At 31.2% G+C, this 25,013-nt stretch carries 24 protein-coding genes; 19 read left to right on the top strand and 5 right to left on the bottom strand.

The window, feature by feature from the left end:
- Positions 1–171 precede the first annotated feature (171 nt).
- Positions 172–546 (top strand): YbgC/FadM family acyl-CoA thioesterase, encoded by a 375-nt coding sequence (locus KAR88_RS01035; RefSeq protein ID WP_002776830.1) that lies wholly within the window; start codon positions 172–174, stop codon positions 544–546.
- Here the strand turns inward: KAR88_RS01035 and KAR88_RS01030 are convergent.
- Genes KAR88_RS01030 through KAR88_RS01020 form a run of 3 tightly spaced genes read right to left on the bottom strand, consistent with a single transcriptional unit; the run spans position 538 to position 2,815 of the window.
- Entirely contained in the window at positions 538–1,734 is a 1,197-nt protein-coding gene (locus KAR88_RS01030) for a hypothetical protein (RefSeq protein WP_002784768.1), read from the bottom strand. The genes KAR88_RS01035 and KAR88_RS01030 overlap by 9 nt on opposite strands.
- Complete coding sequence (locus KAR88_RS01025; RefSeq protein WP_002776832.1) at positions 1,731–2,339, bottom strand: uracil-DNA glycosylase family protein; 609 nt, start codon at positions 2,337–2,339, stop codon at positions 1,731–1,733. The genes KAR88_RS01030 and KAR88_RS01025 overlap by 4 nt, the downstream gene beginning before the upstream one ends.
- The gene (locus KAR88_RS01020) at positions 2,336–2,815 is read right to left on the bottom strand and encodes a GNAT family N-acetyltransferase (protein WP_002776833.1); all 480 of its coding nucleotides are present in this window, start codon (positions 2,813–2,815) and stop codon (positions 2,336–2,338) included. Before KAR88_RS01020 ends, KAR88_RS01025 begins: the two co-directional genes overlap by 4 nt.
- 138 nt (positions 2,816–2,953) lie before the next feature.
- On the opposite strand from KAR88_RS01020, the gene rpmH reads away from it, so the two are divergent.
- From rpmH to KAR88_RS00950, 14 genes are all read left to right on the top strand, one after another.
- A complete protein-coding gene (gene rpmH / locus KAR88_RS01015) occupies positions 2,954–3,088 on the top strand; it encodes a 50S ribosomal protein L34 (RefSeq protein WP_002776864.1) in 135 nt (44 codons plus the stop codon).
- Positions 3,085–3,411, top strand: coding sequence for a ribonuclease P protein component (gene rnpA, locus KAR88_RS01010; RefSeq protein WP_002776865.1), 327 nt, complete (start codon positions 3,085–3,087; stop codon positions 3,409–3,411). The genes rpmH and rnpA overlap by 4 nt, the downstream gene beginning before the upstream one ends.
- Positions 3,408–3,752, top strand: a complete 345-nt coding sequence (gene yidD / locus KAR88_RS01005; protein WP_072212086.1) for a membrane protein insertion efficiency factor YidD — start codon at positions 3,408–3,410, stop codon at positions 3,750–3,752. Before rnpA ends, yidD begins: the two co-directional genes overlap by 4 nt.
- Positions 3,749–5,344: a membrane protein insertase YidC gene (gene yidC / locus KAR88_RS01000; RefSeq protein ID WP_002830278.1), complete on the top strand. Its 1,596-nt coding sequence runs from the start codon at positions 3,749–3,751 to the stop codon at positions 5,342–5,344. The genes yidD and yidC overlap by 4 nt, the downstream gene beginning before the upstream one ends.
- A 4-nt stretch (positions 5,345–5,348) precedes the next feature.
- On the top strand, positions 5,349–6,200 hold the full coding sequence (locus KAR88_RS00995; protein WP_002776870.1) for a Jag N-terminal domain-containing protein: 852 nt from the start codon (positions 5,349–5,351) through the stop codon (positions 6,198–6,200).
- On the top strand, positions 6,193–7,521 hold the full coding sequence (mnmE, locus tag KAR88_RS00990; RefSeq protein ID WP_002776871.1) for a tRNA uridine-5-carboxymethylaminomethyl(34) synthesis GTPase MnmE: 1,329 nt from the start codon (positions 6,193–6,195) through the stop codon (positions 7,519–7,521). The genes KAR88_RS00995 and mnmE overlap by 8 nt, the downstream gene beginning before the upstream one ends.
- A gap of 10 nt (positions 7,522–7,531) precedes the next feature.
- On the top strand, positions 7,532–9,718 hold the full coding sequence (gene purL, locus KAR88_RS00985; RefSeq protein WP_002792825.1) for a phosphoribosylformylglycinamidine synthase subunit PurL: 2,187 nt from the start codon (positions 7,532–7,534) through the stop codon (positions 9,716–9,718).
- Positions 9,715–10,485, top strand: a complete 771-nt coding sequence (locus KAR88_RS00980; protein WP_002786199.1) for a DnaJ family molecular chaperone — start codon at positions 9,715–9,717, stop codon at positions 10,483–10,485. The genes purL and KAR88_RS00980 overlap by 4 nt, the downstream gene beginning before the upstream one ends.
- A gap of 114 nt (positions 10,486–10,599) precedes the next feature.
- On the top strand, positions 10,600–12,132 hold the full coding sequence (purH, locus tag KAR88_RS00975) for a bifunctional phosphoribosylaminoimidazolecarboxamide formyltransferase/IMP cyclohydrolase (RefSeq protein WP_002786197.1): 1,533 nt from the start codon (positions 10,600–10,602) through the stop codon (positions 12,130–12,132).
- A gap of 94 nt (positions 12,133–12,226) precedes the next feature.
- Positions 12,227–13,819 carry a methyl-accepting chemotaxis protein gene (locus tag KAR88_RS00970; RefSeq protein ID WP_002793730.1) on the top strand — a complete coding sequence of 531 codons (1,593 nt, stop codon included), beginning with the start codon at positions 12,227–12,229 and terminating at the stop codon, positions 13,817–13,819.
- A 9-nt stretch (positions 13,820–13,828) separates the two neighbouring features.
- Positions 13,829–14,266 carry an META domain-containing protein gene (locus tag KAR88_RS00965; RefSeq protein WP_002791776.1) on the top strand — a complete coding sequence of 146 codons (438 nt, stop codon included), beginning with the start codon at positions 13,829–13,831 and terminating at the stop codon, positions 14,264–14,266.
- 96 nt (positions 14,267–14,362) lie between these two features.
- On the top strand, positions 14,363–15,340 hold the full coding sequence (locus KAR88_RS00960; RefSeq protein ID WP_002776887.1) for an agmatine deiminase family protein: 978 nt from the start codon (positions 14,363–14,365) through the stop codon (positions 15,338–15,340).
- Positions 15,337–16,224 (top strand): cation diffusion facilitator family transporter, encoded by an 888-nt coding sequence (locus tag KAR88_RS00955; protein ID WP_002784760.1) that lies wholly within the window; start codon positions 15,337–15,339, stop codon positions 16,222–16,224. The genes KAR88_RS00960 and KAR88_RS00955 overlap by 4 nt, the downstream gene beginning before the upstream one ends.
- A complete protein-coding gene (locus tag KAR88_RS00950; RefSeq protein ID WP_002782288.1) occupies positions 16,221–17,093 on the top strand; it encodes an N-carbamoylputrescine amidohydrolase in 873 nt (290 codons plus the stop codon). Before KAR88_RS00955 ends, KAR88_RS00950 begins: the two co-directional genes overlap by 4 nt.
- A gap of 36 nt (positions 17,094–17,129) precedes the next feature.
- Here the strand turns inward: KAR88_RS00950 and KAR88_RS00945 are convergent, their stop codons facing one another.
- Positions 17,130–18,494, bottom strand: coding sequence for an SH3 domain-containing C40 family peptidase (locus KAR88_RS00945; RefSeq protein ID WP_002795388.1), 1,365 nt, complete (start codon positions 18,492–18,494; stop codon positions 17,130–17,132).
- 48 nt (positions 18,495–18,542) lie between these two features.
- Between KAR88_RS00945 and KAR88_RS00940 the strand changes: the two genes are divergently transcribed.
- Positions 18,543–19,886 (top strand): DEAD/DEAH box helicase, encoded by a 1,344-nt coding sequence (locus KAR88_RS00940; RefSeq protein WP_002786184.1) that lies wholly within the window; start codon positions 18,543–18,545, stop codon positions 19,884–19,886.
- A 10-nt stretch (positions 19,887–19,896) separates the two neighbouring features.
- Positions 19,897–20,595, top strand: a complete 699-nt coding sequence (locus KAR88_RS00935; RefSeq protein ID WP_002776904.1) for a hypothetical protein — start codon at positions 19,897–19,899, stop codon at positions 20,593–20,595.
- A gap of 2 nt (positions 20,596–20,597) precedes the next feature.
- Here the strand turns inward: KAR88_RS00935 and lolA are convergent, their stop codons facing one another.
- Positions 20,598–21,107: a LolA-like outer membrane lipoprotein chaperone gene (gene lolA, locus KAR88_RS00930; RefSeq protein WP_002776906.1), complete on the bottom strand. Its 510-nt coding sequence runs from the start codon at positions 21,105–21,107 to the stop codon at positions 20,598–20,600.
- A gap of 108 nt (positions 21,108–21,215) precedes the next feature.
- On the opposite strand from lolA, the gene secA reads away from it, so the two are divergent.
- Both secA and KAR88_RS00920 read left to right on the top strand, forming a co-directional pair.
- Positions 21,216–23,804, top strand: coding sequence for a preprotein translocase subunit SecA (gene secA / locus KAR88_RS00925; RefSeq protein WP_002776908.1), 2,589 nt, complete (start codon positions 21,216–21,218; stop codon positions 23,802–23,804).
- The gene (locus KAR88_RS00920) at positions 23,801–25,006 is read left to right on the top strand and encodes an ABC transporter permease (protein ID WP_002784757.1); all 1,206 of its coding nucleotides are present in this window, start codon (positions 23,801–23,803) and stop codon (positions 25,004–25,006) included. The genes secA and KAR88_RS00920 overlap by 4 nt, the downstream gene beginning before the upstream one ends.
- Positions 25,007–25,013 lie beyond the last annotated feature (7 nt).

Below are 25,013 nucleotides of genomic sequence, written 5' to 3'. Positions count from 1 at the left end.
TATCTTAAAAAGTAAAACTGCATTTTAATTTTAATTTTTATAATAATGTAAAGCTTGATTACTTTTTAAATATGGATAAAATTTCATTTAGATATGTTTAAAATTAGAAAAATTTAACATATTTTTTGATACATTAGTTTTTGATTGAATTTTTGACAAAAGGATTCTAAAATGAAAATACGCATATATTATGAAGATACAGATGCTGGAGGAGTAGTGTATCATAGTAATTATTTAAAATTTTGTGAAAGAGCAAGAAGTGAAATTTTTTTTGCTAAAAATGCACCGATTTTTGATGCTAATAAGGGACATTTTTTATTAACAAAAGCAAATTGTTTTTTTATAAAGTCAGCTAAACTTGGTGATATTATAGAGGTTAAAACAAAGCTTTTAAAAATAAAAAATGCTTCAGTTGATATTGCGCAAGAGATTTATAGAGATGAGATTTTGCTTTTTAAGGTTGAACTTACCCTTGCGTATATTCAAAATGAGAAGCCTGCTAAGATAGATGCGGGAATTAAAAAGCTTTTTGAAGAATTATTTTAATTCTTCAAAACTAGCTTTAGATCCTTTCATGAGGCGAACTTTATATAAAATTTGAGAATTTTGAATTTTTTCATCAAAAAGGCTATCGCTTTTGGTATTTAAAAATTGAGTGTAAAAATAATCTGTTCCTATGCTCGTAGCATATGCTATCCAGTTGTAATCTATGCTTTGATTAAAAATTTCGTTTAGATATGATAGATTATCATCGTGATTATCAATAGAATTTGCAAGAATAAAATTTTTACGGTCCCCTTCTTGAGTAAGACTTAAAAATGTAGGATTATAATTGATTTGAGTTGATAAGAGCACAAAAGGTTGGATGTTATATACGCGTAATTGAGAGCTTATAAGTGCTGTTTTGATTAAAGGAGTGTTGAGAAATATTGAAGCATTATTTAAACTGCCTTGCGAGCGTAAGAGTCTATAAAAATCAAGTTTTTCTCCCTCAACACGATAAAATCTTGTATTTGCATTTTGTTCAAGTACGCGAGAATTTAAATTACTCGAAAGCATAGATCCATCGCTAAAGGCTGCTATATCGGAATTTGCCTTGTTTAAAAGTGCTAACACTTGAGCATCATAATCTATGCTTCCAAAGATTATATTTTTGTTTAAATTTGAAAAAGAAACATTATTTTTATGAAGAGTAGGGATGAAAATTTTCATATCTCCTGAATAATCTTTTAATTGATTCACGCCTTTAAGTGTTAGTGCAGCAATAGCGTATTGATAGCCTTGAGCTTGAACTTGCTCGAGTGTTGAACGAATTTTATCATTGTCTTCTGTGCCGGTTAAAAAAACTTTAACTTTAATTTCGGCCCTTTGGCTTAAAAGATAGGCAATGCTTGAGTTGATTATGGTATTAGAATAACTTTTTATAGTTTTTTCAGGTATGATGATGGCAAGCTTTACAGAAGTGATTTTTTGTAAATTTTTGTCAAAATCCGTAATAGAATTTAAAAGTTTGGCATAAATATTTGATAAAAATTGATCATGTTGATCAACAAATTCGCTCAAAAAACTAAGATAAAGCCTTGCTTCTAAAAGTTCTAGTAGGCAGTTTGAGTCACATTCTTGTGTGCTTATTTTTGGATAAAAATTTTCAGCAGGTTTAACATCGACTAATTTTTGCTCCTTGGCAAAAACAAAGCCAAAGCATAAACATAAGATTAAAAATATTTTCTTCATAAAAATCCTTTAATTTTTTTTAGATCTTGTATAAAAATTTTTTCACAGCTTGGATTTTTTTCTATAAATTCAAGCTCAAAACTTGCCATTATAAAGAAATTTTTATAAGCAAAGATTTCTCCTCTAAGAGCGTTAAAGTCTGAAAAACCCAAGCTTTTAAAAGGATACTCACCTAAACAAAGAATCATTTTAGGCTGGACAAGTTCTAACTCATTCCAAAAAAATGGCAAGCAAGATTGTAGCGAAAAATCATCAAATTTTCCATTAGAAAAACATTTAAAAAGATAAGAAAAATAAAATTCTTTCTCGCAAAGTCCTAAAATTTCTTTGAGATAAAATTTTAATCTTTCTCCTTTTTTTGAATTTAACAAAACTCCTTTTTCATTTTCATTTTTATGCGCTAGTGTATCAACGATCATAAGAGAGGCATTTTTTATCTCATTTTCCATAAGCGTAAAGCAGCGTGATTTGGAAAAATGACACAGAGTACATTCTTGAATGTTTTTTCTTAAATCTTTAAAATTTTCTATTTTTGAATGGAGTTTTAAATTTTCATCCGTAAAATCATAACCCATGGCCTTTAGATAATGTAAAGTTCTTATCATAGCTCACAAAGTTTTTCTAAATTTTCTCCACTTAAACGATAGTTACGCCATTGTTTTAAATGCTGCGCTTTCAAACCCTCATAAAAATTTATACCTAAAATATTTTCATTTAAACACACCCAATCAAGTCTTTTTAAATTCTCTTTTTTGCATATTTGTCCCAAAAATTTAAAAACTGCTCGCCCATAACCTTTCTTGCGAAAATTTTTTCTTATGTAAATATCTTCTAAATAAATTCCACCATTTCCCAAAAAGGATGAAAAAGTATAAAAATAAATCATATATCCTATGATATTTTCATCTTCTTTAAGTAAAAATGCTCGGGCAAATTGATTATCAAATAAAGAAGTTTCAAGTTTTTCTTTTGAACATTGTAAAGAATCTTCCATCTCTTCGTATTGCGCAAATTCTTTAATCATTTCAAGCAAAATATCCAATTCTTCACGCTTGAGTGTTGTAATTTCAAATTTTGGCATTTTTTAAATATTCCTTTGTTGATTTGATTTTGCAAATTTATCAAAATAAAATAAAAAATACTCTTAATTAAAAGCAATTTATAAGTAAGATTAAGATAAAATACAAGCTTATTTTATATTTTTTTAAGGAAAATTGAAATGAAAAGAACTTATCAGCCACATGGTACTCCAAGAAAACGCACTCATGGTTTTCGCGTTCGTATGAAGACTAAAAATGGTCGCAAGGTGATCAACGCAAGACGCGCTAAAGGTAGAAAAAGACTCGCTGTGTGAAAACTTTTGGTAAATTCAGCGAAAACGAAGAATTTTCAGCCGTATATAAAACAGGTAAAAAGTGGTATTGCGATGGCATTATCATCTTTTATCTTAAAAATGATGAGCAAAAAATGGCAGTTGTTGCTAGTAAAAAAGTTGGAAAAGCAGTGATTAGAAATCGCTCAAAACGTATTTTAAGAGCTTTATTTACTCAATTTGAAAACAAACTTCAAAATGGAAAATATATTTTTGTTGCCAAAAGTGAAATCACTCAATTTCCTTTTTCTAGATTAGAAAAAAATCTAAAATGGGGATTAAAAAAACTAGAATGTTTAAAATAGTATGTTTAAAAACTCTTCGCTTTTATCAAAAATTTTTAAGCCCTTTAAAACCCCCTGTTTGTAGATATTATCCCACATGTTCAGAATACGCCTTTTGGCAATTTCAAAAAAGAAATTGTATTCTTGCATTTTTTTCAAGTTTTTTTAGAATTTTAAAATGCAATCCTTTTTTTAAAGGGGGATTTGACTATCCAAAAATTACTAAAAATATTACTTCTTGTAATCTATGTTTTAAGCCTATTTTTTTGGCGCAAAAACAGCTTTATTTTTTATATATACCCCACCATCAGGATAAAAGTTTTTATCTTGTTAAAATTATCTTTCAAAGGACAAATAAGTGAATAATTCGAATAATATTTTTCAGCAAAAACGCATTCTTTTAGCTGTAGTTATTTCTTTTTTATTTTTTGTTGTGTATGATTATTTTTTTATACCTAAGCAACAAATAAAATTAGAGCAAAACATTACTACTACACAAGCTGATTCTCAAAACGCAACCAATATCAATGCTCCACAACAAAATCCACAAGCGAATTTAAATGTAGCTGCAACTAGCAATACAATACCTCAAGATAAAATCATTGCCGATATTAAAAGCGAGCATTTTGAAGCGCAGATTGACTCTTTAGGCAGAATTGTAAATTTTTATCTTCAAGATAAAAAATACCAAAATGAAAAAGGCGAAGCTATCAATCTTATAAGCAAAGGAAATTTGCCTTATCCTTTAGAGATGCGTTTTAGCGATCCTGCTATCAATACGCAAGCCTTTAGCGTGCCTTATGCTGCGGATATGAGTGAAGTTTTTATCGATGAAAATGGCAGTAAGACACTAAAACTTACCCAACAGCTTTCAGATTTAATTGTTGAAAAGAAAATCACTTTTTATTCTAAGGGTAATTACGATATTGAAGTTAAATTAAGTAAAAATATAAATTATTTCATAAGTCCAGGTTATCGTCCAAGCATAGCAGTAGATAGCTATACAGTTCATGGAGCTTTGGTTATGGATGATCAAGAAACCATCCATACTTATGAAGATGGCGATATGGACAAGGATGAGAATATTAAAAATGCTTGGATGACTTCGGCTTTTGATAGATATTATGCTGCCTTCTTTTATAATTTTGAAAAACCTTTAAATGTAACTATCAGTAAAGATGCTCAAAATAATCCTTTGGTATTTGTGATGAGTGATAATGAATTTAAAGCCGGTGGTTATATGGGCCCTAAAGAACATGTGATTTTAAGATCTATAGATCCGCGTCTTGAAGCTGTTGTAGAGTATGGTTGGTTTACTTTTATAGCTAAGCCTATGTTTGAATTTTTAAATTTTTTACATAATCATATAGGAAATTGGGGTTGGGCTATTGTTATAATGGTTTTAATTATTCGTATAATTTTATTCCCATTAACCTATAAATCTATGATTTCCATGAATAAACTTAAAGACTTAGCACCTAAAATGAAAGAATTAAGAGAGCGCTATAAAGGCGATCCTCAAAAAATGAATATGCATATGATGGAGCTTTATAAAAAACATGGTGCAAATCCTATGAGCGGATGTTTGCCTATACTTTTACAAATTCCTATTTTCTTTGCTATTTATCGCGTATTACTCAATGCTATAGAGCTAAAAGCTGCCCCTTGGGCGTTTTGGATACACGACTTATCAGTAATGGATCCTTATTTTATTTTACCTATTTTAATGGGTGTAACAATGTTTATACAGCAATTAATCACCCCTATGACCATACAAGATCCTATGCAAGCAAAAATTATGAAATTCTTGCCTATCATTTTTACCTTTTTCTTTATTACTTTTCCAGCGGGTCTTACTCTTTATTGGTTTGTTAATAATCTTTGTTCTTTGGTACAACAATGGGTAATCAATAAAATGTTTGCAAAAGAACATCATAAAAAACAAGCGGAGTGAAAAAATGAGAATTGAAGCAAAAGATCTTCAAAGTGCATTAACAGAAGCTTCAAAAAGCCTTGAATGCTCGGTTATAGATTTAGAATATGAAATCATTCAGTATTCCAAAAATGGATTTTTAGGCTTTTGGCGCAAAAATGCTATCATCGAAGCTAGAGCTAAAAAACAGCCTTATAGTAAAAAAAATTCTAGAAAAGATTTTAATGCGTCCAAAAATGATGTTCATAGAAATTATGAAAAACCTTACCGCAAATTCGATGATAGAAGTAAAATAGACAATAAAAAAGAATTTGAAGTAGAGGCTAGAGAAGTTAAACCTAAAGAGAAATATGTTGTCAAAAGCGATGGAATTTTTGATAGCTTTCACAAAGAAAGCGGAGGAACTCGCAATAAGGAAGATATTTTAGATGAAATTCGCATACAGCTAGAGAATTTATTAAAAGCAACTTGTTTTAATATCTCTTTAGTGGAGTTAAGAATGTATGATGAAGAAAGCGTTTTTATCCGTTTAGATGGTGATGATGCAGCCTTGCTAATTGGCAAAGAGGCTCATCGTTACAAGGCTATTTCTTATCTTTTGCATAATTGGATCAACCTCAAATACAATCTTTTAGTTCGTCTTGAAATTGCACAATTTTTAGAAAATCAAATTCAAGGAATGCAAATTTATCTTCAAGGTGTAATTGAAAAAGTTAAAATCAATGGAAGAGGTCAGACAAAACCTTTAGACGGAGTTTTGATTAAAATTGCTTTAGAAAAATTAAGGGCTGAATTTCCAAATAAATATGTAGGTATCAAACAAAACAACGATCAAAGATATGTTGTAATTAACGATTTTTTTAAAAAAGATGAATGATACTATAGTAGCTATTGCAACTGCCCATGGAGTGGGTTCTATCTCGATTATAAGATTAAGCGGAGAAAGAGCGCTTGAAATTGCTTTAAAATTAAGCAAAAAAAATGAACTTTGCCCCCGCTATGCAACTTTTACAAAGCTTTTTAATCAAAAAAATGAATTCCTTGATGAAGCCATAGTGATCTATTTTAAAGCCCCTTTTAGTTTTACAGGTGAAGATATAGTTGAATTTCAAGTGCATGGTGGTTTTAGTGTAAGTGAAATTTTGCTTGAAGAGTTGATAAGCTTAGGAGCAAGACTAGCAGAACCTGGAGAATTCAGTAAAAGAGCTTGTTTAAGGGGTAAAATGAGTCCCTTAAAGGCTTTAAATATACAGGATTTAATCTTAGCAAAATCTGCAAATGCAGCAAAGATTATCGCAAGAAATATGCAAGGAAGCTTGGGAGAACTTCTTGATAAAATTCGCACAGATTTGGTAAAAACTTTAGCTTTTGTGGAAACGAGTATTGATTATGCTGATGATGATTTGCCTTCTGATTTACTAGAACAAATTAGCACAATGTGTGAAGAAAATTCTAAAATTCTAAAAGAAATTTATACACTTTCAGAAAGTAAAAAAGGATTGATAGAGGGTTTTAAAATCGCTATTGTGGGTAAGCCTAATGTTGGAAAATCTTCTCTTTTAAATGCCTTGCTTTCTTATAAAAGAGCTATTGTTTCTGATATAGCTGGAACGACTCGTGATACCATAGAAGAGAGTTTTAAACTAGGTACGCATCTATTGCGTATTATTGATACTGCAGGAATTCGAGAAAGTAAAGATGAGATTGAGCAAATCGGTATAGAGCTTAGCAAAAAGAGCATTGAAGATGCAGATATTATCTTAGCTATTTTTGATAATTCAAGAAAAAAAGATGAAGAGGATGAAAATATTTTTAAGCTTTTAAGTCAAAGCGATAAAAAGATTTTTTATCTTTTAAATAAAAGTGATTTAAAAACTCAATTTGATAAACCTTGCGATATTGATTTTATAGAACTTAGTGTTCAAAACGATATTCAAATTTTAAAAGAAAAGCTTGAAAAATATTTAAATTCGCTAGATAGTGATGGATTTTTAGTTAGTTCTATCGCTCTTATTAATGCTTGTAAAATTTCAAGCGAAGCGATTTTAAGGGCTAAAGAATTACTCAGTGAAAATTCTTTAGAGTTGTTTGCCTTTGAGTTAAATTTAGCCATTGGCGAACTTGCAAAATTTACTAAAGATTTCGATAGAAATGAAATTTTAGATGAAATGTTTGGTAATTTTTGTTTAGGAAAATGAAAGGATAAAAATGGACAAAGAAACCATAAAAGCACATAAAATCAGTGATGAAGAATATGAACAAATATTAGAAATTTTAGGACGCGAGCCAAATTTATTAGAACTTGGGGTTATTTCTGCGATGTGGAGCGAGCATTGCTCTTATAAATCCAGTAAAAAATATCTTAATGGTTTTCCAACTAAAGCACCTTGGGTGATTCAAGGGCCAGGAGAAAACGCAGGGGTTATTGATATTGGGCAAGGTATGGCAGCAGTTTTTAAGGTAGAAAGTCACAATCATCCTAGCTTTATCGAGCCTTTTGCAGGTGCGGCTACGGGAGTAGGGGGAATTTTGCGTGATGTTTTCACCATGGGTGCAAGAGTGGTTGCAGGGCTGAATTCTTTAAAATTTGGCGATATCCATGATGGGAAATGTGGCAAACATCAAAAATACCTTGTTAAAGGGGTTGTAAGTGGAATTTCTCATTATGGAAATTGCATGGGAGTGCCAACTATAGGTGGAGAATGTGCTTTTGATGAGTGTTTTAATGGAAATATTTTAGTCAATGCTTTTGCTTTGGGTATTTGTAAAAGTGAAGATATCTTCTATGCTAAGGCCGAAGGCATAGGAAATCCTGTGATTTATGTAGGCTCTAAAACGGGCCGAGATGGGTTAGGTGGAGCTGTAATGGCAAGTGATAGCTTCAATGAAGAAAGTAAAAGTTTAAGACCTACTGTTCAAATTGGCGATCCTTTCAGTGAAAAACTTTTAATGGAAGCTTGCTTGGAGCTTTTTAAAACAGATTATATTGTAGGTATTCAAGATATGGGTGCAGCAGGACTTACTTCAAGCTCTTTTGAAATGGCAGGAAGAAGTGGTAGCGGTATGAAGCTTTATCTTGATCAAACTCCTATGCGAGAAAGCGGTATGACGCCTTATGAATTAATGCTGAGTGAGTCTCAAGAAAGAATGTTAATTTGTGCTAAAAAAGGCTATGAAGATAAGGTTATAGAAATCTTTAAAAAATGGAATTTGGATGCTGTGGTTATGGGTGAAGTAACTGATACTGGAAAAATGGAGCTTTTTTGGCATGATGAGCTTGTAGGGCTTATACCTATTGATCCTTTGAGTGAAAAAGCGCCGATTTTGGATCGTCCTGTGAGTGAACCAAAGTATTTAAATGAAATTAAAGATTATAACTTCACGCTTAAAATGTCTCAACAAGAGCTTTTTGAAAAAATGCTAAAAAATGAAAACATTAACAACAAAGCCTTTATTTATGATCAGTTTGATTCTAGTGTGCAAACAAATACTATAAAAGCAGATGGAGCTTTAGGTGCGAGTGTGATACGCATCAAAGAAAATGGTGCAAGTGTAGCAATGGCTATAGAGTGTAATTCGCGTTTAAATTATGTAAATCCTAAAACTGGAGCCGCTTTAGCAGTCGCAGCAGCAGGTAGAAAGGTAGCTTGTACGGGCGCAAAACCTTTAGCGATTAGCGATTGTTTAAATTATGGTAATCCTCAAAATCCTGAAGTAATGTGGCAGTTTGCGCAGGGTTGTGAAGGGATTAAACAAGCTTGTAAAGAATTAAACACTCCCGTAGTAAGTGGTAATGTTTCGCTTTATAATGAAACTGAAGGTGTTAGCATATTTCCAAGTCCAACTATAGTTAATGTGGGCGTTTTAGAAGATGCAAATAAAACCCTAAAAGCAAATTTTGAAAAAGAAAATACTATCGTTTATCTTTTAGGTGAAAGTTTTGGAGAATTTGCGGCTTCAATGGCTATGAAAATACAGGATAAAAAGGTAGCAGGTAGTCTCAAAGAGCTTGATTATAAGGCTGAACTTGCACTTTGGAATTTGCTTTATAAAGCCAATCAAAATTCTTTACTTGAGTGTGCCAATAGCGTAGGAATAGGGGGTATTGCTATGACTTTAGCAAAAATGTTTGCTATTTCTAGTATGGGTGCAAATTTAAATAGTGGCTTTAGTGATGAAAAAATGATTTTTGATGAAAGTGCTAGTCGTGCTATCGTAGGCCTTGATAAAGAAAATGAAGAAGCATTTTTAAAACTAGCACATGAATTGGGTGTAAAAGCTACAAAACTAGGTTTTAGCACTAAAGAGCAAAGTTTTAAACTTGATAGTATAAATTTAAGCAAAGACGAACTTAATAAACTTTATTTTGATAGCTTTAAAGAGCAAATTCAATGATATTTGTTTTAATTATTTTAACTATCTTAGTGTTTTATTGGTATTATAAAACTTGGGGAAAGCAAGATTTTTTAAATTCAGCCACGCGAGGAGCCAAAGGTTTTGCTAAAGGCTTTGCTCGCGGAGTTATGGAAGAGAGGATAGATGAATTTAAAAGGTGTATGAATTACTATGTCATCGCACTTTTGGCAAAGATAGCAAAAAGTGATGGTAGGGTAAGCGAAAATGAAGCAGAAATGATCAGTCAAATTTTAGATGCAAACGCCAAAGACGAAAGAGAAAGGGCTTTTTTAAAAGCAAGCTTTAATGAGCATAAAGAAAATATCCACGATGCTTTTTATGTGGCAAAGGATTTTTTAAAAGAAGTTCCTTTACCGAAAAATGAACGCTTTAATGTGCTTCGCGTACTTGTGTTTATGGCCTTGGTTGATGCAGATTTTAGTGCAAAAAAGCGTGAAATTTTAGAGCAGATTGCAAAAGCTTTTGATATTGCAAAAAGTGAGCTTGATAATTTTATTGCGAGTATTTCAAATTTAAAAAGTACTAAAAAAGAACTAAGCCTTGATGAGGCTTATCGTATTTTAGAGCTTTCAAATAATGCGGATTTAAACGCGGTAAAAAAACAATATAGAGCTTTAGCTAAAAAATATCACCCTGATATTTTAAATGCAAACAATGTCAGCGAAGAAGAGCTTAAAAAAGGTGTAGAAAAATTTCAAAAAATCAACGAAGCTTATGAAAAAATTAAAAAGCATTTAGAAAAATGATTTTAAAAGAAAAATATTTTCCTTTAAGAATCTTATCTAAGAATGAGTGGACTTTATCTAGTATAAATTAAATTTATAAAAATATTTCAAACGAAATTTAAAAAAGGAGTGAATATGAGAGCGTTATTAAGTGTGAGCGATAAAGAAGGTATAGTAGAATTTGGAAAAGAACTTGAAAATCTAGGTTTTGAGCTACTTTCAACGGGCGGTACTTTTAAGCTTTTAAAAGAAAATGGAGTAAAGGTTGTAGAAGTAAGTGAATTTACAAAAAGTCCTGAGCTTTTTGAAGGGCGCGTAAAAACTTTGCATCCAAAAATTCACGGCGGAATTTTACATAAAAGAAGCGATGAAAGTCATATCAAGCAAGCAAAAGAAAATGGAATTTTAGGCATTGATTTAGTTTGTGTAAATTTATATCCTTTTAAAAAAACCACTATAATGAGCGATGATTTTGATGAAATTATCGAAAATATCGATATAGGCGGCCCTGCGATGATAAGAAGTGCGGCTAAAAATTATAAAGATGTGATGGTGCTTTGCGATCCGCTTGATTATGAAAAGACGATTGAAGCTTTAAAAAAGGGTGAAAATGATGAGAAATTTCGCCTAAATTTGATGATAAAAGCTTATGAGCATACGGCAAATTATGATGCTTATATTGCAAATTATATGAATGAAAGATTTAATAGGGGGTTTGGAGCGAGTAAATTCATAGTAGGTCAAAAAGTTTTTGATACAAAATATGGCGAAAATCCACATCAAAAAGGAGCTTTGTATGAATTTGATGCCTTTTTTAGTACCAATTTTAAGGCTCTAAAAGGCGAGGCAAGTTTTAACAATCTTACTGATATTAACGCAGCTTTAAATTTAGCAAGTAGTTTTGATAAGGCTCCTGCTATTGCTATCGTAAAACATGGCAATCCTTGCGGTTTTGCGATAAAAGAAAATTTAGTACAAAGCTATATACATGCTTTAAAATGCGATAGTATAAGTGCTTATGGAGGAGTGGTTGCTGTAAATGGAACCCTTGATGAGGCTTTAGCAAATAAGATCAATGAAATTTATGTAGAAGTAATCATCGCAGCCAATGTAGATGAAAAAGCTTTGGCTGTATTTGAGGGTAAAAAGCGTATTAAAATCTTTACTCAAGAAAGTCCTTATTTGATTAGAAGTTTTGATAGCTATGATTTTAAACATATTGATGGGGGCTTTGTATATCAAAATAGCGATGAAGTGGGTGAAGACGAGCTTAAAAATGCCAAGCTTGTAAGCCAAAGAGAAGCAAGTCAAGTAGAAATTCAAGATCTTGAGATTGCTATGAAAGTTGCAGCTCTTACAAAATCAAACAATGTTGTTTATGTAAAAAATGGCGCTATGGTAGCCATAGGAATGGGTATGACAAGTAGGATTGATGCGGCTAAAGCAGCTATTGTCAAAGCACAAGAAATGGGGCTTGATTTGCAAGGTTGCGTTTTAGCTAGTGAAGCCTTTTTTCCTTTCAGAGATAGCATAGACGAAGCAAGTAAAGTAGGGGTTAAAGCCATAGTAGAACCAGGTGGAAGCATAAGAGATGATGAAGTGATACAAGCAGCAAATGAGTATGGTATAGCGCTTTATTTTACAGGAGTGAGACATTTTTTACATTAATTGAGTGTGTTAAAATAAGATATAATTTATATTATTTAAATAATTTTAAACAAAAATAAAGTAAAATAAAATAAATTTTTAAAGAAAGAAAAAAATGTTTAGAACTATAGGTTTTAAAGTTTCTGCGGCGATTTTTGTTGTTTTGGTGTTGAGTTTTATTGCTATGCAATTGATTTTAAATTTAGACTTTAAAAATACCGCAGATAAGATGAGTAAATCTAATTTAAATACCGTTAGTTCTTCTGTCTTTCAAACCATGAGAATGGCTATGAATTTAGGTGATCCTGAAAAAATTCAAGAAGCCATTGAAGATGCTAAAACGATAGAAGGTATTAGTGATATTAAAATTTACCCTTCGAAAGAAACCATAGAACTTTTTGAGATTAAAAACCCTAAAATTTCACAAGAAAAGCTCATTATAGATCAATTTACACAGCCTAATTTAATTTCTTTAGAGCAAAAGCTTGATAATATTAATCACCTAAGGCTTATTCGTCCTTTGATCGCAGATGAGAGTTGTATAGCTTGTCATGCCAATGCAAATTTGGGTAGTGTTTTGGGTGTTATGGATGTATATCATTCTTTAGAAAACATAGAAAAAGATATTGCAAAAACGAGTAGATCTTATATAGTGATTTTTACTATAGCTTTAATTTTTACGCTTGTAGTGGTACTTTTTGTGCTTAAAATGGTTGTAGGAAATCCTATTATGGAACTTTTAAGCCATGCCAAAGAATTAGCACAAGGAAGTGGGAATTTAAGAGCTAGGATAAGGGTTAAAGGGCGTGATGAAATCGCTAAAGCATGCGAGTATATTAACCAATTTATAGAGAAAACTCAAAAAACAGTAAGCAGTGCAAGTCTTAACTCCAAAAATGTAGAAAAACAAAGCATACTTTTAAATTCTAATGCTATAGAGCTTAATGAAATTTCAACTTCTAGTCATCAAAAGATAGATTCTAGTTTTAAGCTAGGCGTTGATATAGGGGCGGATTTGGATGAAATATCTAATCTTTCTAGCGATGCAAATAAAGCAAATGATAAATCTTATCAGCTCTTAGATCAGATGATACACTCACTTCTTGAAATTGATAAAAAAGTAAGTGATTTAGTGCAAAATGAAAACAACTTGGCACTAAAAATTGAAAATATGGTCAAATATGCACAAAATATACAAAAAGCTACACAAATGATGGGCGAAATAGCAGACAAAACTAATCTTTTATCTTTAAATGCAGGTATAGAATCTGCTAGAGCGGGTAGTTATGGTAAAGGTTTTTCTGTCATTGCTGAAGATATTAGAGCTTTGGCTAATAATAGTGAGGAATTTTTACACAATGTAGAGCTTATAATCAAAGAACTCCTAGAGAGCATACAAGAGGTTACTAAGGAACTTAAGGAAAATTCTCATAGTATTTTTTCACTCAATGAAAATACCCATTTGCTTGCAAGTAGTGCAAACGAAGTAAAACTTTGCAATCAAAATTCTAAAAATCTTGTGACCCAATGCACTCAGAGGATTAAAATTTCGCAAGAAAATATTCAAAATTTGCTTATACATATGCGAGAAAATGTTGAAGCAAGCGGTAAAAATGAGGAAATCTCTAAAATTCTACTTCAAGTCGCAGATGAGTTAAAAATAGTGTGTCATAATTTAGAAAGTGAATTGAGTCAATTTCAAATTTAAAGGAAAAATATGAAAAAAACTTTGCAAATTGTTTTAACTGCAGCTTTTTTTGCTGGTTGTGCTAGCACTTCTGTAAATTCAAAGTCAACTTCTAAAATCAGCAATGAATTTATGCAAAATCAGCTTTTTGAAATAGATAAAATCGTAGTTAATGGTAAAACCTTTGATCCTAAAAATGCTGAAGAAAACCCAAATATCAGTTTTGAAAATAATAAATTTTATGGTTATGCAGGATGTAATCGTTTCTTTGGTTCTTATCAAAGTAATGAAAATACTTTAGAAATTCAAGGAGATCGTGTCGCTTCAACTCAAATGCTTTGCCATCCTTTGGATGTTATGGAATTTGAAAATGCTTTTCTTTCAAATTTTAAAGGAAGTTTTACAATTTCAAATAAAAATGGCAAATTAATCCTTAACAACGGCGAGATGGAAATATTCTTTAAATAACATGCCACACTCCTTAGTTAGGAGTGTTTTTCTTCGACTTGACAAAAAACTAAAAAATGATACAATTATAATTTTATTATCAAAAAAGGTAGTTAAATGATAAAATCAATTCCCGAATGGAGTGAGCAAGAATATTTAATGCTTTCTTTACCTCATGAAAAGAGTGATTGGAAGCCTTATTTAGGAGAGATTATACAGGCTTATAAGGATTTTGTTAAAGCAGCAAGTGAATTTCAAAAGGTTTTACTTATCGCTCCTAGTAAAAGCGACTTTGCTCCATTTGAAAATATAGCAAATGTAGAATTTTTTGTATGTGATACTAATGATACATGGATACGCGATTTTGGTGCTATTGATATTTTAGAAGACAATCGTTTAAAAGCTCTTGATTTTACTTTTAATGCTTGGGGAAATAAATTTCAAAGCGAGCTAGATAATGAAGTAAATTCTAAACTTTTTAAAGAAAAATTTAATGAAAAGCTTACAAAAATCGATTTTATTTTAGAGGGTGGAAGTATTGATTTTAATGGTGAAGGCGTAATGCTTACAAGCTCCAATTGTCTTTTAAATGAAAACAGAAATTCTCATTTAGACAAAAGCCAAATTGAAGCAAAATTAAAAGAAATTTTTGGCTTAAAACAAATTATTTGGCTAGAAAATGGTTTTATAAAAGGTGATGATACAGATCATCATATCGATACTTTAGCAAGATTTATCGATAAAAATACTATAGCGCATTCTATTTGCGAAGATGAAAAAGATGAGCATTATATACCCTTGCAAAAGATGAAAAAAGAACTTGAAGCCACAGGGTTTAATTTAGTAGAGCTACCCTTGCCAAAGCCTTTGTATTATGAAGAAAGAAGACTTGGAGCCACTTATGCAAATTTTGTTTTTGTAAATGATGCCTTGATTATGCCTTTTTATAAGGATGAAAATGATGAAATCATAAGGCAAAGATTGGCTAAGGCTTTACCTAAACGCAAGATTATAGGCGTAGATGCAAGAGTGTTTTTACGCCAAAATGGCTCTTTACACTGCTCTTGTCAAAACCGCTTCAAGGGTCTAAGATGAATTTACAAAAAAAGGCAACGCTTATAGCAAGTTTATGCGCTATAGTATTGGCTTTGATTAAATTTGTAGTGGGTATAACAAGCGGTTCAGTAGCTGTACTTTCAAGTGCGATTGATTCTTTGATGGACTTTGCAATATCGGCTTTTAACTTTTTAGCCTTAAAAAAAAGTTCTCAAAAAGCAAACGAAAATTATAATTTTGGTTTTTCTAAAATCGAAGCTTTAATGGGACTTTTAGAAGGTGTTTTCATCGTATCAGTAGGGATTTTTATTTTTTATGAAAGTATTTTAAAAATTTATTATAAAGAAGAAATTATTAATTTAAATGCAAGTATTTATGTAATGATTTTTGCTTTAATACTTACTTTTCTACTTGTACTTTTTTTAAATTATGTGGTTAAAAAAACTAAAAGCTTAATTATAGAAAGCGATGCTTTACATTATAAAACAGATTGCTTGACTAATGCTTTTACTTTAGCAGCTTTGGTTTTGATTTATTTTACAAATTTGCATATTATTGATGCGATTTTTGGCATAGTCGTGAGTCTTTATACTGCATTTTCTGCTTTTAAAATTATCAAAAAAGCTTTAGCTTTTTTAATGGATGAGGCTTTGCCTAAGGAGCAGGTTAATCAAATTTGCGCTTTAATATCTAGTAATCCTGAAGTGATTTCTTATCATGAGTTAAAAACGCGTAAAACTCCAAATTGCAATTATTTAAGCGTTCATTTGGTGTTTTGTCCTATAATTTCGCTTTTAAGCGCACATAAAGTTTCAGATGAGATAGAAAATGGTGTGCGTGAAATGTTTAATGGGGAAAAATGGGATATACAAATTCACCTAGATCCTTATGATGATGAAGAACAAGAAAGGCAAAGACAATGAAAATTGCACTAATTCAACAAAAATTTCATTTTACTAAAGAAAAAACCATAGAAAAAACTTGCGAATTTATCGAACAAGCCGCCAAGCAAGGAGCCGAGCTTGTTTGCTTAGGAGAGCTTCATCAAAGCGAGTATTTTTGCCAAAGTGAAAATGTAGATTTTTTTGATTTGGCAAATGATTATGAAAAAGATGTGCAGTTTTGGTCGAGTATAGCAAAGAAGCACGGTGTAGTTTTGCTTACTTCACTTTTTGAAAAAAGAAGCGCGGGGCTTTATCATAATACTGCTGTAGTTTTTGAAAAAGACGGAAGTATAGCAGGAAAATATCGCAAGATGCATATACCTGATGATCCTTGTTTTTATGAAAAATTCTATTTTACCCCAGGTGATTTGGGTTTTGAGCCTATAAATACAAGTTTAGGAAAGCTTGGAGTGCTTGTTTGTTGGGATCAGTGGTATCCTGAAGCAGCTAGACTTATGGCTTTAAAAGGAGCTCAAATTCTGATTTATCCTACTGCTATTGGTTGGTTTGACAAGGATGAAAAAGAAGAAAAACAAAGGCAACTTGGCGCTTGGCTAGGGGTTCAAAAAGGACATGCTATTGCTAATGGTTTATATACTATAGCAGTCAATAGAGTGGGTTTTGAAGAGGATAAAAGTGGTGTAGAAGAGGGGATAAGATTTTGGGGAAATTCTTTTGTTTTTGGACCACAAGGTGAAGAAATTTGTATTTTAGATAGTGAAAATGAATGCATAAAGCTTGTCGATATTGACTTACAAAGAAGTGAAAATGTGCGTCGTTGGTGGCCTTTTTTACGCGATAGACGCATAGAGTATTTTGGTGATTTATCGAAAAGATTTATTGATTAAAAATTTAAAAAGCTCTTTAATAAGGGCTTTTTAAAATTAGTCCGCTTTGTTTTTTAGCTTTTCTAAATAATTTGTAATTTGTTCTTTTTCTTCTTTACTCAAATAAATAAAACTTACCTCTTTAAGTCTTGAAAGCAATAAATTTTCTTTTGAAATTTCATCTTTTCCAATTTCTAAGCTAGTAATAACGCTCGAGCTTATAAGCAGTCTTTGGGTTTCGTCTTTTCTTAATCCCCATATATTGTGCACAGCGACGTTTTTATCTGAAATTTTTCCTGCATAAAGCATTATGTGACCAGGCAAATAGAGTAAATTTAAATAAGCTTTTCCAAAACGATCTAAGAAATCTTTTTTTTGAGAATTATCAAGAGTGTTTATATCAAAATGCGTAAAAGAATTTTTTTGCGCAGCTGAATTTCTTGGCAAATAAAGCCCAAAAGCTGAAAAGACATCACGAGTAAGTAAAGAGCAATCTCTTTCAAAATTATAACCACCCCAGCCATAAGGCAAATTTAAAACTTCAGAAATTTGATTTTTTAAATTTTCATCATTGAAGTTTAGAGGAAAATTACTTGCATTATCTTTAGATATCTTGTATTTTTTAGGGCCTATTTTTCCGTAAAAATAATTCTTATCTTCCTTATAATAAGGATAAAGCGCTCCGATTCTGCTTTCAAAGAAAAAATTTCCATCCTCATCTAAAATAGCTAGTTTTTCTTTTAGGGGTGTAAGAAAGTTAAGCTTTTCATAAATTTGCGCTCTATTGTTAGAGAAAAATTCCAAATCTTTGCTTTCTATAAAACCCACCCCTGCTTCGCTTAATACAAAAGCATAACGCTTATCCTTGCTAAAATGCGAAACTAAAATAGGAGTACCCGCATTTAAAATACTATCGCTTGCATAATCAAAAGGAATTCCTTCATTTTCAAGAAAAGGATTTTTTAAAATCGCTCTTTGCGTAGGGATATTTTTAATAAGGGTGTTTTGTATTACTAAAGCTTTTTTATCAAACTTGCCTAGCTCTTTAGTGTTTGCATTATCTATAGTTTTTTCAAACCATGATAAAGGAATTACTTGCTTGTTAAAGAAATAATAAGTATTTTTAGGATTTGTATATAAAGAAAATGACCAAAAAAGATTTTGATTTTTTAAAGTTTTAAAAGAGCTGTGCCATGGGCTAAAAAAAAGTTGTTTGTATTTTTGAGAATCAAAATTTATATTTTGATTCATTTTGGATAAAATGCTGATATTTTGATCAAATTCGAGTTTTGCATAGTGTGAGTCTTGCTGATCTTTAAAATTTAAAATAGTTTGAGATGGGGCTGGACTTAATTTTGTTTCTTTTATAGAACAAGCGGTAAAAAATAGTGCTGTAAGACAAGGATATAGCCAAATTTTCATAATCAACCTTTTACAAAAAGTAGTTATAATTAAAGCCAAGGAAATATAATGCTTGATAAACTAGAGAAATTTTTAGTCTATGATAATGTTTTTTTAAGTGGTGGCGCAGGCGTTGGGAAAAGTTTTTTAACCAATGAACTCATACGCTCTTACAAAAGACAAGGCAAGGTCGTTATAGCTCTTGGTTCTAGCGCACTTTCAGCATTTAATATAGCAGGGGCAACCTTGCATAGTTTTTTTTGTTTGGGTTATTGTCAAGATATGGATACGCTTAGCGTTTTTGATCGCAATCAAAAACAAAGAGAGAAGATTTTAAAGTTAAAAGAAAATCTTAAAAAAATTGATTTAATCATCATCGATGAAATTTCTATGGTAAGTGCTGATATTTTTGAGATGATAGGTTTTAGATTGAAAAATTCGCAATTTGATGGTAAAATTTTAGTTGTGGGTGATTTTTTTCAATTACCGCCCGTGATTAAAGAGAAAAAAGAAAATCTTTTTTTAAATTCTACCTATGCTTTTTCTTCCTTTTTTTGGAAAGAATTAAAATTTAAAAATATCAAATTAACTCAACCAAAAAGAACGCATAATTTAGAATTTTATGGAAATTTATCCTTGATTAGGCAAGGATTTTTAGATGATAAAATTTTAAATTTTTTTGAAAATTTATGTATCAATACAAAAGAATTAGAAGAATTAGATGATGATTATACCTTGCTTTGTAGTATAAATAAAAAGGTAAATGCTGTCAATGATGATAGATTAAGCAAGCTTGAAAGTCCGCTTGTTTGTTTTAAAGCTGAAATTTGCAAAGAATCTAAAGATATAGATGAGCACAAAATTCAAACTTGGATAAAAAGTTTAAATATTTTAGACGAGCTTAAACTCAAAATAGGCGCACGCGTTATTTTTTGTGTGAATAATTGGGATAAGGGATATTATAATGGCGAGCAAGGCATCATCGAAAGTATCACTTATGAAGAGGATAAGACTTATATTGGTATCATGAAAAACAATGGTATTAAAATTATGCTTGAACCCTATGTATTTTTTATGGAAGAGCTTGAGCAAAATAATAATGAAATGTTTATCAATGTACTTGCAAGCGTAAGTCAATTTCCTATCAAACTAGCTTATGCTATTACCATACATAAATCACAGGGTATGAGTATAGAAAAATTAGTATGCGATATTGATCATATTTTTGAAAACGGACAACTTTATGTGGCTTTATCGCGTGCTATAAATCCTGCTACTCTTAAAATTTATTTTACAAAAAGAATAAATTTTAAAGCCTATTTTGCTAGTATTTTAAAATTTGATATAAGTGTGAGAGAATTTTATCAAAATAATGATTTTTTAGATCTTGAATTGGAAAATAATATCATTTAAAAGGATGAGAATGAAAAAAATATTTTTACTTGCTTTTTTATCTTTAAGCCTTAATGCACAAAGTTTAGAGCTTGATAAAATAAGAACAGATTTATACTCAAAAAGCGGAGCAAATGTACTTAAAAAAATTGAAATTTCTTTAGAATTTGAAGGCGAGAAATTAAAAGAAAATGAAAACAAGCTTACAGATGCGGTAAATACCGTGATTTCTGGATTTTTTTATGAAGATATTTTTACAGAGCTTGGAAAAAATAATTTTAAAAAAACTTTAGAAAAATTTATAGATAAAAAATACAAAATTAAAATCAACGAGATTTATATCTTATCTCTAAGCGGAGTAGAAAAATTTGATTTAGAAGAATTTAAGCGTTTCTTGGCAAGTACTGAAGCTAAGGAAAAAAATGTAGGTAGCGAAGTTAAAAAAGCTCTTGATAATTTAGAACTTCCTCAAACTCCCGCGGTTCCAAATATTTCCAATATAGAAACTCCACAAATAGATCAACTTTTTCAAGATGATAATACACAAAATCAATATGACAATGGAGAAATCGATATCAATACTCTTAATATCCCTAAAATGACTTCAGATATAGAAGAGAAGATAAAGCGAGATTTGATTGCAAATCCACCGCAAATTTTTAAAGAAAATAATAGCTCTGAAGAAAAAGGCTTTGAGTTGAATTTGGATACAAATTCAACAATGCCTTAATCTTAGCGAACCATATCGTAATAATTAGGAAATTTGGGTTTAAAAACTTCAGGATTGATAGTAGGATTTTTGATTTGATGGTTTAGAGTGATTAAAATATCGTTTTCAAATTCATCCTTATAAGCAATACTTTGAATTTCATTATCTTTGAGCGTGATAGTATAATTTATATTTTCATATTTTGCGATCAGTTGATTGTCATTTAAATGCTTTGCTTTTTTAAAAATTTCATTAAGGTTAGGGATGTTATCAAGATGTGAAAAAACAACTTGTTCTAAATCATGCTCTACTAAAACAATTTGATTTTTATTGATATATATTTCTTTTTTGCTTGGAGTGTCGTAGCTCCAATAAGCTTGTTCTTGACTTAAAGTAAAATGTCCTGAGTAGGAAAGCGCCGAATTTTTTGATTTTACTGACTGTGTGAAATGGCTAGAATAGGTATTAAAATTAAGATCAGTAGCTAAAATATGACTTAAAAAAAAGAAAAATAAACAAAATATTTTTTTCATACAATTGCCTTATAAATTTATTTTGGAATTTTTGTAGCATTCTAGCTAATTTTAATTAAATAATCGTTATAATCATAGCTTGAAAAAAATATCAAAAGAGGTTTAAAAATGTTTTTAAATACCTTAAAAGCCGTATTTGGGACAAAAAATGATCGTGAGGTAAAAAAATATCTTAAACGAGTAGCACAAATAAATGCTCTTGAGAGTAAATATCAAAATTTAAGTGATGATGAATTAAAGGCTGAATTTGGAAAATTTAAAGAGCAAATTCTAAGCGGAGAAAAAAAAGAAAGCGATATCTTAAACGATGTTTTTGCCATAGTTAGAGAAGTGGGAAAAAGAACTTTAAATATGCGCCATTTTGATGTGCAATTAATCGGCGGTATGGTTTTGCACGATGGAAAAATCGCAGAAATGAAAACAGGGGAGGGTAAAACTCTTGTGGCAACTCTACCTGTTGTGCTAAATGCTATGAGTGGAAAAGGCGTGCATGTGGTTACAGTCAATGATTATTTGGCTAAAAGAGATGCAGAACAAATGAGTGCGATTTATAATTTTTTAGGCTTTAGTGTAGGCGTGATTCTTTCATCTCAAAATAGTGATTTAGAACATAAAAAAGCCTATGATTGTGATATTACTTATGGGACAAATAATGAATTTGGTTTTGATTATTTGCGTGATAATATGAAATTCTCAAAGGCTGAAAAGGTACAAAGAGAACACCATTTTGTTATCGTGGATGAAGTAGATAGCATTTTAATTGACGAAGCAAGAACCCCGCTTATCATCAGCGGTCCTACAAATCGTACTTTAGACGGTTATATCAAGGCAAATGAAGTGGCTAAGCAAATGCAAAGAGGGGAAGCAGTTTTACCTCCTGCTAAGCCTGAGGGTGATTTTATAGTGGATGAAAAAAATCGTAATATCTTAATCACAGAAGCAGGAATTGCCAAGGCTGAAAAATTATTTGGTGTGGAAAATTTATACAGTCTTGATAATGCTATCTTGGCTCATCAGCTTGATCAAGCTTTAAAGGCACACAATCTTTTTGAAAAAGATGTGCATTATGTTCTAAGAAATAACGAAGTAATCATCGTTGATGAATTTACGGGTCGTTTAAGCGAGGGTCGCCGATTTAGCGAAGGACTTCATCAAGCTTTAGAGGCTAAGGAAAATGTAAAAATTCAAGAAGAAAGCCAGACTTTAGCTGATATTACATTTCAAAACTATTTTAGAATGTATGAAAAATTAGCCGGTATGACAGGAACGGCACAAACAGAAGCAACTGAATTTTCCCAAATTTACAGCTTAGATGTTGTTTCTATACCTACAAATATCCCTATCAAAAGACAGGATAAGGATGATTTGATTTATAAAACTCAAAATGAAAAATTTAAAGCTGTAATCGAAGAAATCAAAAAAGCAAACGCTAAAGGACAACCTGTACTTGTAGGAACTGCGAGCATTGAAAGAAGTGAAGTTTTTCACAATATGCTTGTAAAAGAAAAAATTCCTCATCATGTTTTAAATGCTAAAAATCATGAACAAGAGGCTTTAATTATTCAAGATGCGGGAAAAAAAGGTGCAGTGACTATCGCTACAAATATGGCAGGTCGTGGCGTGGATATAAAAATCGATGATGAGATAAGAGCTTTGGGTGGACTTTATATCATCGGTACAGAAAGACATGAAAGCCGCCGTATTGATAATCAACTTCGTGGTCGTGCAGGAAGGCAGGGTGATCCAGGTATTAGCCGTTTTTATTTGAGTTTGGAAGATAATCTTTTAAGAATTTTTGGTGGTGATCGTATCAAAAATATTATGGAGCGCTTGGGAATACAAGAGGGCGAGCATATAGAATCAAGGATTGTAACAAGAGCAGTTGAAAATGCGCAAAAAAAGGTTGAAAGCTTACATTTTGAAAGTAGAAAACATTTGCTTGAGTATGATGATGTGGCCAATGAACAAAGAAAGACCATCTATCGTTACCGCAATGAACTTTTAGATGAAGAATACGATATTAAAACTAAAATTTCACAAAATATTGCAGAATATAGTGCTTATGTCATGAATGATTTTATGATCGAAGAAAGTGGAACAGAATTAAATTTTGAAAATTTAAAAGCTAAAATTTTGGATGAATGTTCCATTGAACTTAAACAAAGTGATTTTGAAAATCTTAGCTTGATTGAAATGCAAAAAAAACTAAGCGAAATACTAGAAAAATCATACGATGAAAAAATGTCAAAATTGGATTCTAAACAGCTTCATCACATAGAGCGCATTTTATATTTGCAAGTTTTAGACAATGCTTGGCGTGAGCATTTATATCAAATGGATATTTTAAAAACAGGTATAGGACTTCGCGGATATAATCAAAAAGATCCTTTAGTAGAATACAAAAAAGAAAGTTATAATCTTTTTTTAGAGCTTGTTAATCGTATCAAATTTGATAGCATCAAATTGCTTTTTAGTGTGAAATTTAACCAAGAAGAAGCACAAAATTTAGAAGAAAAAGCAAATCAAGAAAATGAAGCTTTATTTGAAAAATCAGTAGAAATGGGTGCTAGTGAGGATAATTTAGGCGAAGCTGAATTTAAAAAAGTTCCACGCAATGCTCCTTGTCCTTGTGGAAGCGGTAAAAAATTTAAAGAATGTCATGGAAAAAGTGGGCCTAAACAAGGAATTTTAGCTTGAAAAAAAGCGTTTTAAAATATCTACTTTTTAAATACTTAAGATTTGATAAAGAGCAACCCTTTATCAATCTCTCTATGCTTTTAGCTTTTTTAGGAGTTTGTGTAGGACTTTGTGTTTTACTTGTGGCAATGGCTATCATGAATGGTTTTGATAAAGAATTTGAAAAGCGTTTTTTTGTGATGAATTATCCTATTACCATAGTGCCAAAATTTTATTCTCCTATGAATGATGATTTGCTAACAGAGCTTAAAAGAGAATTTCCTCATTTGCTTTTTAGTCCGTATATTAGCACTCAAGTTGTAGCAAAAGCAGACAATCGCTTTGAAGGAGGTGTCCTTTTTGGCGTGAATTTCAACGATGAAGTTAAGATCAATGAAGTGGTAGCTAAAGCTTTAAAAGATGAGAATTTAAGCGGCTTTGATATACTTGTGGGTTCGGTGCTTGCAGATGAACTTAATTTACATAAAAACGACAAACTTTCACTTATCTTTTCAAATCTTAGCCCCAGTGGATTTTCTTTGGTTCCACAAGCTAAACGCTTTGATGTGAAAGCGCGTTTTACTTCAGGGCTTATATTTTATGATAAAGCTTATATGTATACGGATGTAAACGCACTTCGAAAAGTACTTGGTATTAGCAATCAACAAAGTTATGATGGCGTACATGTTTATAGCGAAAATGCATTTAAGGATGTAGAAAAACTTAAATCCTACCTAAAGAGTGATTATGCTGTTGTAGGCTGGTGGGAACAAAATCAAAACTTCTTTTCTGCTCTTAAGCTTGAAAAAAGAGCGCTTTTTATTGTTTTGATGCTTATTATCTTGGTGGCAAGCTTAAATATAGTGAGTTCTTTACTGATGATAGTAATGAATCGTCGCACCGAAATCGCACTTTTACTTGCTTTAGGTGCTAGTAAATTAGAAGTTAAGAAAAGCTTTTTTGCCTTAGGCATGCTAATAGGTGGTGGCGGTATGATCATAGGAATCATACTCGCATTTTTTGTTTTGTGGCTTTTAGGAAATTTTGATATTGTCACCTTGCCCGCAGATGTTTATGGTACGAGCAAATTACCGCTTGATTTATCTGTGATGGATTTTTCTTTAACCTTGGTGGGTGCTTTGATAATCATTGCTTTATCTTCTTATTATCCTGCTAAAAAAGCAACACAAATCAATGTTTTAGATACTTTAAGAAACGAATAGGGAAAAA

It is taken from the genome of Campylobacter sp. JH23, from assembly GCF_017846595.1.
Classification (GTDB): Bacteria; Campylobacterota; Campylobacteria; order Campylobacterales; family Campylobacteraceae; genus Campylobacter_D; species Campylobacter_D coli.
Note: the sequence above shows the minus strand (reverse complement) of the source record. Positions and strands in the feature narration are given on the sequence as shown.

Excerpts from the sequence above, each read along its gene's own strand:
- KAR88_RS00940 (WP_002786184.1), top strand. The coding sequence starts at position 18,543 with ATGCTTGATAAACTAGAGAAATTTTTAGTCTATGATAATGTTTTTTTA.
- lolA (WP_002776906.1), bottom strand. The coding sequence starts at position 21,107 with ATGAAAAAAATATTTTGTTTATTTTTCTTTTTTTTAAGTCATATTTTA.
- KAR88_RS00935 (WP_002776904.1), top strand. The coding sequence starts at position 19,897 with ATGAAAAAAATATTTTTACTTGCTTTTTTATCTTTAAGCCTTAATGCA.
- KAR88_RS00960 (WP_002776887.1), top strand. The coding sequence starts at position 14,363 with ATGATAAAATCAATTCCCGAATGGAGTGAGCAAGAATATTTAATGCTT.
- KAR88_RS00980 (WP_002786199.1), top strand. The coding sequence starts at position 9,715 with ATGATATTTGTTTTAATTATTTTAACTATCTTAGTGTTTTATTGGTAT.
- rpmH (WP_002776864.1), top strand. The coding sequence starts at position 2,954 with ATGAAAAGAACTTATCAGCCACATGGTACTCCAAGAAAACGCACTCAT.
- KAR88_RS00945 (WP_002795388.1), bottom strand. The coding sequence starts at position 18,494 with ATGAAAATTTGGCTATATCCTTGTCTTACAGCACTATTTTTTACCGCT.
- secA (WP_002776908.1), top strand. The coding sequence starts at position 21,216 with ATGTTTTTAAATACCTTAAAAGCCGTATTTGGGACAAAAAATGATCGT.
- KAR88_RS00965 (WP_002791776.1), top strand. The coding sequence starts at position 13,829 with ATGAAAAAAACTTTGCAAATTGTTTTAACTGCAGCTTTTTTTGCTGGT.
- KAR88_RS00950 (WP_002782288.1), top strand. The coding sequence starts at position 16,221 with ATGAAAATTGCACTAATTCAACAAAAATTTCATTTTACTAAAGAAAAA.
- KAR88_RS00970 (WP_002793730.1), top strand. The coding sequence starts at position 12,227 with ATGTTTAGAACTATAGGTTTTAAAGTTTCTGCGGCGATTTTTGTTGTT.
- purL (WP_002792825.1), top strand. The coding sequence starts at position 7,532 with ATGGACAAAGAAACCATAAAAGCACATAAAATCAGTGATGAAGAATAT.
- KAR88_RS00995 (WP_002776870.1), top strand. The coding sequence starts at position 5,349 with ATGAGAATTGAAGCAAAAGATCTTCAAAGTGCATTAACAGAAGCTTCA.
- KAR88_RS01020 (WP_002776833.1), bottom strand. The coding sequence starts at position 2,815 with ATGCCAAAATTTGAAATTACAACACTCAAGCGTGAAGAATTGGATATT.
- mnmE (WP_002776871.1), top strand. The coding sequence starts at position 6,193 with ATGAATGATACTATAGTAGCTATTGCAACTGCCCATGGAGTGGGTTCT.
- KAR88_RS00955 (WP_002784760.1), top strand. The coding sequence starts at position 15,337 with ATGAATTTACAAAAAAAGGCAACGCTTATAGCAAGTTTATGCGCTATA.
- KAR88_RS01035 (WP_002776830.1), top strand. The coding sequence starts at position 172 with ATGAAAATACGCATATATTATGAAGATACAGATGCTGGAGGAGTAGTG.
- purH (WP_002786197.1), top strand. The coding sequence starts at position 10,600 with ATGAGAGCGTTATTAAGTGTGAGCGATAAAGAAGGTATAGTAGAATTT.
- KAR88_RS01030 (WP_002784768.1), bottom strand. The coding sequence starts at position 1,734 with ATGAAGAAAATATTTTTAATCTTATGTTTATGCTTTGGCTTTGTTTTT.
- KAR88_RS01025 (WP_002776832.1), bottom strand. The coding sequence starts at position 2,339 with ATGATAAGAACTTTACATTATCTAAAGGCCATGGGTTATGATTTTACG.